Below are 11197 nucleotides of genomic sequence, written 5' to 3' on the forward strand. Positions count from 1 at the left end.
TTAAGTTGCGCCGCCTCTCTTGCGGGTATCGTTCGAATTCGGAGGGGATCGCCGCGTGGGGGCGCCCGGCCCCCGGTCGTCAGCGCGCGGCGATCGCGGCAGCCTTTGCAAGCAGGCGCTCGGCCATGTCACGGTGAAGCAGCTCTGCCATCTTGCCGCCCACCTTGAGCGCGCCCTTGCCAGCATTTGCGGGGTCGGCAAAGGCGGTAACGATGGCCTGCGCCTCTGCCACCTCGCCCTCGCCGGGTGCGAAGACGTGGTTGGCGATTTCGATCTGCGAAGGGTGGATCAAGGTCTTGCCGTCAAAGCCCAGCGCGCGCGCCTGTGCGCATTCGTCCTCCAGCCGGGCGGGATCATCAATCGCGTTGCACACCCCGTCGAGCACGACGAGACCATAGGCGCGTGCGGCCATGAGGGCCTGCACCATCACCGGCACGAATCCGGCGCGGCCCGGCACTTGCGCCATGCCGGTCTCCTTGGCGAGATCGTTGAGCCCGAGCACGAAGCCGGCAAGACGCGAGACCTTGGCTGCGGCGGCAATGCGCTCGAGCGCGAGCACGGCCTGCGGCGTCTCGATCATCACCCACAGCCGCACGGCAGGATCATAGCCCGCGCCGTCCATCGCCACTGAGAGCGCGACCACGTCGGCGGCGTCATTGACCTTGGGCGCGAGGATCGCATCGAGCGGGCAGCCGGCCAGCGCGAGGAGATCGGCCTTGCCCCAAAGCGAGCCGAGCGGATTGATCCGCGCGATCAGACCGCGATGACCGAAGCCGCCCTCCGCCAGCGCCTCGACCAGCGAGGTGCGGGCGGCATCCTTCATTTCGGGCGCGACCGCGTCTTCCAGATCGAGCGCTACCGCATCGCATGGCAGCGTGCGTGCCTTGTCCACCGCGCGGGTGTTGCTGGCGGGCATATAGAGTAGCGAGCGCAGCGGCGGCGCGGCGTTGAGGGTTTCGGGCACGCAGTTCTCCGACAAACCGGGACAAGGGAAAAGCGCCATTCCCCAAGCTGCGGCCCCATGCAAGGGGGCTGTTACAGGATGTAACGAACCTTGATCGCGGTGCGCACTTGCACCGAACCGACCTGGAACGAGGCCGCACCGAAGCGCGGCGGGCCGAACTGCAGCGGCGCATCGCGCGAAAAACCGAAGCCCTCGCGCGGCAGCATCATCATCTTGTCCATGCGGCCATTGCCGTTCTCGTCATGAAACAGTGCGATGGCATAGCGGCCCTGCGGCACGTCCCTGAACTGAACCGTCTCCCGGTTCACCGCCGGCACGGTGAGGTGCCGGGCATTGGGGTCTTTCTGGCAATCGGGGAAGGTCTTGGGGTTGGCAGTCATGCAGGCCATGATCTGCCCGTTGTTCGAACGCAGCCCGTCAATCTCCACGAAGATCGAGGTCGGCGCCGGCGCGGCGGTCTGGACCTGGGGCAGCGGCACGGCCGCCACGATCAGCGGCGCTGCAAGCAGCACCGCCAGCCCGGCAGCAAAGCCGCGTTCACGCTTCATGGTGCCACCAGCCCCTTGTCGGTGCCGCAGACGTGATCCCAGAAGCGGAAGTAGAGGCCATAATTGCATCGATATAGCTCGTGGTGACGATGATGGTGACTCGCTGTTATCACCCAATGCCCTACAGTTGAATGAACAAGCGCCTTTGGAAAAAGTTCCCAGCCCATGTGATTGGTCACACCCATCACCGTCATGATCATCAGCACGAGGCCGAGCACGCCGGCGTGGATCGGCACCACAAAAACCAGCGCGGGAATGAACAGGCCCACGATCGCGGCTTCCACCGGGTGGAAATTCATTGCCGCCCAGGCCGTGGGCGGGCGGCTGGCATGGTGCACGGCATGGATCGCGCGGAACACGCGCGGGCGGTGCATCCAGCGGTGTGTCCAGTAGAACCAGGTATCGTGGAGGGCGAGGTAGACGAACAGCGACACCGGCAGCCACCACAGCGGCCATTCGTTCACATCGGTATAGACCAGCGTCCAGCCATAATGTTGCCACCCCCAGGCAATGATCCCGGCGGGCACGCCGTAGATCGCGGCGGAGGCAAGGCTCCATGCGATCTCGCTGCGCATCTGGCGGGCAAGGCCGTCGTAATGGCCGGGGCGCACCAGCTTGGTGAGCCACGCAAACAGGCCGCTGACCGCAAGATAGCGCACCGCGACGATCACGGTCATTACCAGCGCGGACAGCCAGAGTTCGGTCATGTGCCGGAAGCTCCGGCCATACTGGGGAGTGAAAGCATGGTCACGCCCCCTCTATGCCAAGCCCGCGCAGCCGTGGACAGCCCGCAATCGGGGCAGTCCACAGGCTGTCGAGAACAGGGCCCCTGCATCAGACCGCGCGGCGGACCCTGTTGCGGTGCTGGCCGACACCCCCACCACTGCCGCCATTGGGGCGGAAGCTGCGCGGCTTGTCGCCCTGCGGCGCTTCGCTGCGTTCGGTGCGGATGGGATTGCCGACCGGGCCGCGATCCGCGCTGCGCTCATCGGCCTTGCGCGGATTGGCATCGCGCGGACGGCCATCGCGCCCTTGCGCGCGGCCACCGGGAGTGCGGTCGTCGCGCCGGTTGGGATTGGGGCCAGCGCCCCGACCCTGACCACCATGCCGGTCGCCGCCGCCGCGGTTTCCGCCGCGCCCACGCGCGTCGCGGTCATCGCGCCGCGCATCGCGCTCTTCTTCCTCGGGCTTGCGGCTGACGGCGGGAAGGCGCGCTGCCTCGGCCAGAAAACCTTCGGGAAGCGGGAGCGGCATAAGCTTGATGCCGGTCAGCTTTTCGATGTCCTTGAGATAGGGCTTTTCATCCGGCGCGCAGAAGCTGATCGCCTCGCCATCCGCGCCGGCGCGCGCGGTGCGGCCGATCCGGTGGACGTACTGTTCGGCCACATTGGGCAGCTCGAAGTTGAACACGTGGCTCACCCCGCTCACGTCGATCCCGCGCGCGGCGATATCGGTGGCGACGAGGATCGGGCACGAACCCTGGCGGAAAGCTTCCAGCGCGGCGGTGCGCTGCGCCTGGCTCTTGTTGCCGTGGATCGCGCGGGCGCTGATCGAAGCGGCAGAGAGATGGCGCACCACGCGGTCTGCGCCGTGCTTGGTGCGAGTGAAGACCAACGCGCGGTCAAGCGTCTTGTCCGCCAGCAGCGCGCGGATGCGCAGCGTGAGCAGCGCCTGCTTCTCGGCCTGGTTGACGAAGGTGACGAACTGCTCGACGCGCTCGGCCGTGCTTGCCTGCGGCGTCACTTCGACGCGCACAGGGTTGTTGATGAACTGCTTGCCGAGGTCCGCGATCGCCTTGGGCATGGTCGCGGAGAAGAACAGGCTCTGCCGGTCCTTGGGCAGCAGATTGGCCACCCGGCGCAGCGCGTGGATGAAGCCGAGGTCCATCATCTGGTCGGCTTCGTCGAGCACGAAGATCTCGACCCGGCCAAGCGTCAGCGCGCGCTGGTCGATCAGGTCGAGCAGACGGCCCGGCGTCGCCACCAGAATGTCGCAGCCCGGCACGAGGCGGCGGGCCTGCTTGCCCACCGGCACGCCGCCGAACACGCAATCGACCGTGAGGCGCAGGTTCTTGGCATAGGCCGCAATGTTCTCGGCGATCTGCGCGGCAAGCTCACGCGTCGGCGAAAGCACCAGCATGCGGCATGAGGCAGGCTTGCGCGGCTTCATGTCGGCAGCAAGGCGGTGGAGCGAGGGCAGCGCGAAAGCGGCAGTCTTGCCGGTGCCGGTCTGCGCGATGCCGAGGAGATCGCGCCCTTCGAGGAGCGCGGGAATGGCCTGGCGCTGGATCGGCGTCGGGTCGGTATAACCCTTGGCGGCAAGCGCGTGGAGGATCGGCTCGGCAAGGCCGAGGTCGCTAAAATAAGACATGAAGAATCCAATCGGAATGGCGCGCGCGGCAGGGTGCGGCGCGCAGAGGCAAGTGGTCGACCATGCGACCCATGCGTGAAGGGGAAGCCAAGCGAAGCAGCCGTTCGACCGGGGCGGGTACACGCCCTGAAACGGCGGACCTCACGCTTGCCCGGGCCTGCGGCGGAAAGTCCGCTCGCCAGTCCTGCTGGGGCGCCGCATAAATGCAATTGCGCTGGAAAGCAAGGAAATTGCGCGAAAGGTCTGCGGGCTTCCCAAGACGGGGGCGGTTCTTCTATGCTTGGTGCCATGCCAAACCGCCTTGCCGCCGCGCTGCTTGCAGCCGCCCTGCTGATCCCCGCCAGCGCGCACGCCGCGCCTTCCGTTACCGCGCCCGAGCGCCGCATGGTCGCTGCCGTGGAAGCCGGGGAAGCGCGCGATCTCGCGCTGCTGGAGCGGCTCGTCAACCAGAACTCCGGTTCGCGCAATATTCCCGGGGTCAAGGCCGTGGCCGCACTGGTACGACCCGAATTCGAAGCACTGGGCTTCGCCGTGCGCTGGCTGCCGATGGAGCAGACCGGGCGCGCAGGGCACCTTGTCGCCACGCACACTGGAAAGCCGGGGGCCAAGCGCCTGCTTCTGATCGGCCACCTCGATACGGTGTTCGAGCCGGATTCGCCGTTCCAGACCTTCACCCGCAAGGGCGATCAGGCCAGCGGCCCGGGTGTTGCCGACAACAAGGGCGGCGTGGTCGCCATGCTCGCCGCGCTGCGTGCCATGGCTGCGGCCGGGACATTGAAGGGCGCCAACGTGGTCGCCTACCTCACCGGCGACGAGGAGGATGCGGGCGAACCGCAGTCCGCCGCCCGCGCCGACCTGATCGCGGCGGGCAAGGCGGCGGATGTCGCGCTCGATTTCGAAGGCCTCGCACGCGACGCGGGTCCTGACGGCACGCTCGTCGATATGGGCTCGATCGCGCGCCGCTCGGCCTATAGCTGGACGATTGCAGTCGATGCCAGATCGGGCCATTCGAGCGGTGTGTTCGGCGCCAGCGGTGATGGCGCGATCTATGCCCTTTCGCGCATTCTCGCCGCTATCCGCGCCGAAGTGCCCGAGCCGAACCTGACGCTGAATGTCGGCATGATCGCGGGCGGGGCGGAGGCTGCATTGGCGAGCGACCAGGCCCATGTCAGCGCCACCGGCAAGACCAACATCATCCCCGCCAAGGCCGTGGCGCGCGGCGATCTGCGCACGCTCTCGCCCGAGCAGAACACCCGCGCGCAGCAGCGCATGGCAGCGATTGTCGCGCGGGCCTACCCCGGCGCCACGGCAACCATCACCTTCGAAGACGGCTACCCGCCCATGGCGCCGACCGAGGGCAACCGCGCGCTGCTGGACAAGCTCAACGGCGTCAACGCCGCGCTCGGCCTGCCCGCGATGGCCCCGCTCGATCCCTTGAAGCGCGGCGCAGGGGACATCAGCTTCGTCGCCGCCGATGTGCCGGGCCTCGTCGGCCTCGGCCCCGCAAGCAAGGGGGATCACACCCCGGACGAGACGGTCGACCTGCCCAGCCTCACGCTCCAGGCCAAGCGCGCCGCGCTGTTGATGAGCCGGCTGGCTGCCGAAAACAAGTGATGAGCCATCCTGCAAGCCCCTGCACCGGTACCTGCACGCTCGATCCGCTGAGCGCGCTGTGCCGGGGCTGTGCGCGAACGATGGACGAAATCATGGCGTGGCCCTCGGCCAGCGCCGCGAGGAAGCAGGCGATTCTCGGCGCAGTGGCCGCGCGCCATCAGAGCGTCAGCGTAATGTCGAAATAGCCATAGAGGCTGTTGCCGGAGCCTGGCGCATTGGGCGCATTCCTGAGTGCACCCTGTTTGAACAGCACCGCTCCGCCGGTCTCGGCCTGAAGCAGATCAGGCACGATCCAGCGGCGCAGCCGGGTCTCCACCTGATGGCCGGCAAACCGGCCCGACGCGCCCGTGGCATCGCGCACCCCGGTCGTGGCAAAGGCATCGCGCGGCGATTCCAGCCACAGCGCCCGATAACTGAACATGACATCGGTGCGTTTGTCCGCCGCCGCCTCAAGCCGCAGGCCGGGCGAGACGATATTGGTCCGCTGCAAGGCACCGTAGAGCGCAGTTGGCCCGAAATCGAAGCGCCTGGCGCCGTAGAGCGTATCGAACCGGCCATAGCGCCCGGCCTTGCCCCGGTCCCCGCTCGCCGCATCGAACAGCACCGCGAGGCGCGGTTTCCACGCGCCCTTGAAGCTGTAACCAGCCTCGGCGTGGAGGAACCATGCCGAAACGTCGAGGTCGGTCACGTCCGCCGCCCCGGCGCTGCGCCGTGCGGTGCCGAACTGATACGCGGCTTCCACATCGTGGTCCCACTTGCCCGCAGCGGGCCGGGCGAAAAAGCGCAGACCCGTTGTCCAGAGGTGGCGGTTGCGTGTCTGGCGGTCGGTGCCGTCCTGCTCGGCGAGGCGAAAGCCATAGCCTTCAAGCGTGCCACCAAGCACACCGGGCAGCGAGGCATAGGCGCCGAAAAACCGGACGCGCGTCGTTTCGAGATCGAGCTTGACCTTGTTGTCCTGCAGCCCCGGCGCGTCGTCCGGGCGGCGGATCTGCGGCATGGTCCAGAAGGCCTGAAGCCGCGTGCCGCTGCGGGTGGTCCATTCGAGATTGGCGCCGGTGAAGCCGTTGGTGGTCTGGCGAAAGCGGTTTCGCGCGACGAGGCGGCGCGAGCCGATGTCCATGGTCTGGCGGCCCAGCGTGAGCAAGCCCTTTCCGCCCTTCGCGCCCTTGCGCCAATCGCCCAGCTCGACCCGCGCATAGGCCTGCACGAGCTCCACCGTGTTGACGTCCGAAGTCGTGATGCTGGAGGTACGCGCCTCGCCATAGGCTCGCGAATCCCAAAGCTCGCCGCCGAAGCGCACCGGTCCGGCATCGTACTCGATCGCCAGCGTGGTGCGCAGCGAGACCATGGAATCGTTGCCGGCGGGGCGCGGGCGGAACTGGCCGTCGATGCCCTCGGCCCGCGCGCGCAGGGTTGCGCTGATCGTCAGATCATCGGGGGCGCCAAGGGCCTCGGCCAGCGCGCCGGGTTTGGCCGCAGCGGGCAGGGCAGGCATCAGCGCGGCGCAGGCCGCAACGGCAAAGGTTGCTCTTTTGGTCAAAGTCGCTTCCAGATCTGATCGTGCACCCCCTCCCGTGGCCGGGTCGGTCTGCGGGCGCTATGCCCATAGGAATATAGCATTCCGCCGGTCAGTCCAGCCATGTCGTGTCAGGACCGGTTGTGCAAGGCAGCTTGCCGCATGCGGTGCCGCCGGCTAGGGGGACGCAAGTCACTTGGGGAGTAGCCGCCGCGCCACGGCGCGGTCCCCCCCTGCCTTCGGGCAGACGCGTCAACATGCTTGGCCGAAAGGCCATGGCGCAGGCGGCAAGGCGGGGGGAAGCCCCATGTCTGCCGGGCGAGACCAATGGCACCAAACCTCCTCGTCCGGCCGGGCGGGGGAGCGTCGGTGCCGTTGTCTCGATCGTTCGCCCGGCCTTGGAACATAACAATGATCGAAGCAGTCGCCACTTCCACCCTGATCGTCGCGCTCGCTGAAATCGGCGACAAGACACAGCTCCTCGCCATCGTACTCGCCGCACGGTTCCAGCGCCCATGGCCGATCATCGCCGGTATTCTCGTCGCGACCCTGGCCAACCATTTCCTTGCCGCGCTGGCCGGCTCCGCGGCGGCCGGCTGGTTCGACGGGCCGGCCTTCCATTATGCGGTTGCCGCCGGTTTCCTCGCCATGGCGGCCTGGACACTGGTGCCCGACAAGCTCGACGACGACGAGACGCCTGCCCCGGCGCGGTTCGGTGCATTCCTGACAACACTGGTCGCCTTTTTCCTCGTCGAGATAGGCGACAAGACCCAGATTGCCACGATCGCGCTGGGTGCGCGCTTCCACGATGCGGTTGCTGTCACGCTCGGCACCACGCTCGGCATGATGCTGGCCAATGTGCCTGTCGTGCTGCTCGGCGGCGAGATTGTGCGCCGCGTGCCGCTCGGCGCGGTGCGCATGGTGGCCGCGCTGCTTTTCGCGGCGCTTGGTCTCTGGTTGCTGCTGACAACAGCGGGCGTTCTCTAGCTCTCTTCGCCCCAACCGGCGCAGAGCGGATCGCCGCTCACCACCAGCCGCCGGAGCGCCGCCCGGGCCAGCCGCTCGGTCTCGGCCTTGCGGCGCGCGGCGGCGAGCGGCAGAGTCGGGGCGGGGCGCACAATCTCGGCGTCATAGCCGTCGGCAACTATCACGCCGCACAAGTCCGGCCGGAACGCCGGGGTCTCCAGGCAAGCGCGGTCGAGATGCGGGGCAAGGCCCCAGTAGAACCGGTCGCAGTATTCTAGGTAATCCAGCCACTTGGCATCGCCGAGCAGATCGGCCCGGCTGACCTTGATCTCCACGATCACGACGCGGCCCTTGCTATCGATCCCCATGAGATCTGCCCGCCGTCCGGAGCGCAGCGGCATTTCAGCGAGGCACCAGATACCGGCCCGCGCAAACAGCCGCCCGATCCCGCGCGCCACGGCCTGCGCCTCACGCTCGGGCGGGGAGAAAAGAGGCGAGAGGGCCGAATCGGACATGGCTGTAGTGTAAGAACAAAAATGGAACAAGAAAAGGGGTTCTAACCCCTGCGCTCGATCCCCAGCGGCGGGATCAGCGCCAGCAGCGCGCTCCGCGCGGCGTGGAATTCCTGCCACAGGGCCCGCGCCGCGACCCCGGCCGGCACGCCGCTGGCATGGAGGGCCAGGAGCGCGGCAAGGCCCGGCTCGAGAATCGCGGAAAGGTCTTCCACCCCTTGCTGGGCCAGCCGCAGCCGCCAGCCGCCGGTATCGCGCATGATCGCGGGGAAGTTGCGCACGTCGGGCGTGCGGAATTCGGGTGCTAGCCCGGCAAGCTCGCTCAATGCCGCCGCCGCCTCGTGCACGGCGGTCCACTTCATCGACATCGCACTCGTCGCGCCGCCGCCAAGGGCGCCGCCGCGACTTGAGGCGCGATTCGGCTCGAAAGATGGGGGACGACTTGCCATGTGCCGCCATGTTTACCCCCGTGCCCGCTACCAAATCGCTAAACTGCCCGCTGCGCCTGAAAACCTGTGGTCCACAAACCTCTGGCAAGCCGCCCGCCACGCTGCTAGGCGAAGCCTCCCACGCACCCGTAGCTCAGCTGGATAGAGCGCTGCCCTCCGAAGGCAGAGGCCACAGGTTCGAATCCTGTCGGGTGCACCAGCTTTTCAATAACTTAGTTGCGATCCATCTAGTCCGTACGGGATGAGTACGGAAAAGAGGGGGTGGATTTGCGGATAGAAGCGCCGCTTCGTGGCTTGCTGATTGCAAAGTGATCACTGCCCCCGAATTGCGCCGGGCGCGCATCCTGCCGGATTCGAGGCAATGTTATCTGTAAGCAGATCGGGCCGGGTCTCCAGTCCGCATTGGTCAGTAAGGACCCCCACACCGTACGTCGTGACGACCGAACTCAACGACCGCACATCAGCCCGAGCGATCGTGAACCTGATCCACCGTTGGTATACCGACCTGGGGTTGGTGGGGTGCTCATCACACTCGGGGCGGCGGACCTTCATCACGAATGCAGCCCGCAAGATATCCACGGTCGGCGGATCGCTGCGGGATGTGCAGTCACTGGCGGGACATTCGTTGTTGCAGGCCACGCAGCGGTACATCGAGGGCGACAGCGAAGCGCAGAATAGAGTGGTCGATCTGGTGTGATCAGACGTCGCTGATGGTCATCAGCGGGAGTTGATTTCCGATCAGAAACAGGCAGTTCGACGATAATTCCCGATTGCAATAATTTAGAAATATACTCATCATATCCCGCCTGAGAACGTTCTCATCCGGAAACGTGGATCAGGTATTTATACTTACCCATGAAAAATTCACCGATTTTCAGAATCATTCGAACCATGTCCGCCTGTCAATTTGGATTTCATAAGCGTAATGGACGAGCAATTTATGTTTACAATTCAACTTACGCAACAAAATGCAAATATTGTAATTGCGATATGATAAAAACCCAAAAGGTGAATGGGTAAAGAATCATTTTGGTTTATTGTAACAATAAAATGAATGATACATAGCCCTAACGAACAAAGCGTATTAACCCATTGAATAAGAACAATTGGTATTGCTTAGATTTTCGATCAGAAATTAGCATCACCCGATGACGATCACCGTCTGCTTCGACCGCTCGATCTGGTGCTTCGAGGGTGGGACGCGAAGATCTCTAACCTCCATGCTGCGCGCAAGATATCCACGGTCGGCGGATCACTGCGGGATATCCAGTCGTTGGCGGGACATTCGTCATTGCAGACCACGCAGAGGTACATCGCGGGCGAAAGCGAAGAGCGCCAGCGGGTGGTTGATCTGGTTTGATGTGTGTCGGAAAGCGGCATTCACATCAAGGGCACACTAAGTAAGGTTTTTGAGAGGAATAAACGTTCGTTCGATATCAACGACATTTGAACGGACGAGAGGATTTCTGCGTGGATATCTTGATGCGAATGCTCAAAAACAAAGATGGTACAACCACCCTTGAGTAAGGCCTGATTGCAGCTCTTATCGGTATTGCACTTATTACAGCGCTGTCTAAACCAGGCGCATCTTTGTCCAATACCTTGATGATTTCTTCAAAGGCAATTTCAAGCGGACATTGAATAAATCTCGCATCTGAAATACACTTTTTCTTATACTATCGCGCTAGAAGGCGTTGACAAATTGGCGGGTCCACAGGCGGATTGAGACGATGTGGATGAAGCCGAGGTAACTGGACACCTCGAAAAACTCTGGCCTTTGAAGGGCAGATTTGATTCACTTCGCCGACGAGTGGCGGAGGCGACGATGAATGGACAGCCCGGTTTCTTTGATCTTTCGGACAGATACGAGGCATTGAGCGCGGCGGGCGATCCGCTGGAGCGGTTGAGCGGGGTGGTAGACTTCGAGGTGTTCCGCGGACCGTTGATTGCCGCTCTGCGCCGGAGTGTTCGAGGCAAAGGTGGCCGGCCGCCGTTTGATCCGGTGCTGATGTTCAAGGTCTTGGTGTTGCAGGCGCTGTACTCGTTGTCGGACGAGGCGACCGAGTTCCAGATCAAGGATCGTCTCTCGTTCCAGCGCTTCCTGGGTCTTGGGCTCGATGGCACGGTGCCCGATGCGACGACCGTGTGGTTGTTCCGCGAGCGTTTGGTGCAGGCCAAGGCGATCGACAAGCTCTTCGCCCGCTTCGATGCCGCGCTGACCGATCGGGGTTATCTCGCCATGGGCGGGCAGATCATCG

Annotated in this window: 12 protein-coding genes and 1 tRNA gene; 6 read left to right on the top strand and 7 right to left on the bottom strand. The window is 64.7% G+C overall.

What is annotated here, in order from left to right; translation table 11 throughout:
• Positions 1-79: 79 nt before the first annotated feature.
• The 4 genes from WCL10_RS02185 to WCL10_RS02200 all read right to left on the bottom strand — a co-directional run bounded on the left by WCL10_RS02185 (position 80) and on the right by WCL10_RS02200 (position 3882).
• A complete protein-coding gene (locus WCL10_RS02185) occupies positions 80-964 on the bottom strand; it encodes a CoA ester lyase (RefSeq protein WP_336893964.1) in 885 nt (294 codons plus the stop codon).
• A gap of 71 nt (positions 965-1035) precedes the next feature.
• Positions 1036-1512 (bottom strand): DUF2141 domain-containing protein, encoded by a 477-nt coding sequence (locus WCL10_RS02190; RefSeq protein WP_336893965.1) that lies wholly within the window; start codon positions 1510-1512, stop codon positions 1036-1038.
• Positions 1509-2219: a sterol desaturase family protein gene (locus tag WCL10_RS02195; RefSeq protein ID WP_336893966.1), complete on the bottom strand. Its 711-nt coding sequence runs from the start codon at positions 2217-2219 to the stop codon at positions 1509-1511. The genes WCL10_RS02190 and WCL10_RS02195 overlap by 4 nt, the downstream gene beginning before the upstream one ends.
• A gap of 127 nt (positions 2220-2346) precedes the next feature.
• Entirely contained in the window at positions 2347-3882 is a 1536-nt protein-coding gene (locus tag WCL10_RS02200) for a DEAD/DEAH box helicase (RefSeq protein WP_336893967.1), read from the bottom strand.
• Positions 3883-4170: 288 nt separating this feature from the next.
• On the opposite strand from WCL10_RS02200, the gene WCL10_RS02205 reads away from it, so the two are divergent.
• Entirely contained in the window at positions 4171-5496 is a 1326-nt protein-coding gene (locus tag WCL10_RS02205; protein WP_336893968.1) for a M20/M25/M40 family metallo-hydrolase, read from the top strand.
• Positions 5496-5681: a DUF1289 domain-containing protein gene (locus WCL10_RS02210; protein WP_336893969.1), complete on the top strand. Its 186-nt coding sequence runs from the start codon at positions 5496-5498 to the stop codon at positions 5679-5681. The genes WCL10_RS02205 and WCL10_RS02210 overlap by 1 nt, the downstream gene beginning before the upstream one ends.
• On the opposite strand, the gene WCL10_RS02215 is transcribed toward WCL10_RS02210, so the two are convergent.
• The gene (locus WCL10_RS02215) at positions 5654-7036 is read right to left on the bottom strand and encodes an alginate export family protein (RefSeq protein WP_336893970.1); all 1383 of its coding nucleotides are present in this window, start codon (positions 7034-7036) and stop codon (positions 5654-5656) included. The genes WCL10_RS02210 and WCL10_RS02215 overlap by 28 nt on opposite strands.
• Before the next feature lie 390 nt (positions 7037-7426).
• Between WCL10_RS02215 and WCL10_RS02220 the strand changes: the two genes are divergently transcribed.
• Entirely contained in the window at positions 7427-7999 is a 573-nt protein-coding gene (locus WCL10_RS02220) for a TMEM165/GDT1 family protein (protein ID WP_336893991.1), read from the top strand.
• Here the strand turns inward: WCL10_RS02220 and WCL10_RS02225 are convergent.
• Positions 7996-8493, bottom strand: coding sequence for an MmcB family DNA repair protein (locus WCL10_RS02225; protein ID WP_336893971.1), 498 nt, complete (start codon positions 8491-8493; stop codon positions 7996-7998). The two genes, WCL10_RS02220 and WCL10_RS02225, sit on opposite strands and share 4 nt — an antisense overlap.
• Positions 8494-8534: 41 nt before the next feature.
• Positions 8535-8852: a hypothetical protein gene (locus WCL10_RS02230; RefSeq protein ID WP_336893972.1), complete on the bottom strand. Its 318-nt coding sequence runs from the start codon at positions 8850-8852 to the stop codon at positions 8535-8537.
• Positions 8853-9061: 209 nt separating this feature from the next.
• Here WCL10_RS02230 and WCL10_RS02235 point away from each other — a divergent pair.
• From WCL10_RS02235 to WCL10_RS02245, 3 genes are all read left to right on the top strand, one after another.
• Positions 9062-9138, top strand: a tRNA-Arg gene (locus WCL10_RS02235).
• A gap of 234 nt (positions 9139-9372) precedes the next feature.
• A complete protein-coding gene (locus WCL10_RS02240) occupies positions 9373-9636 on the top strand; it encodes a site-specific integrase (protein WP_336893973.1) in 264 nt (87 codons plus the stop codon).
• 1128 nt (positions 9637-10764) lie between these two features.
• A partial coding sequence (locus WCL10_RS02245) for a transposase (protein ID WP_336893992.1) occupies positions 10765-11197 on the top strand: 433 nt, incomplete at its 3' end.

Source organism: Novosphingobium sp., assembly GCF_037133355.1.
In the GTDB taxonomy this organism is placed as follows: domain Bacteria; phylum Pseudomonadota; class Alphaproteobacteria; order Sphingomonadales; family Sphingomonadaceae; genus Novosphingobium.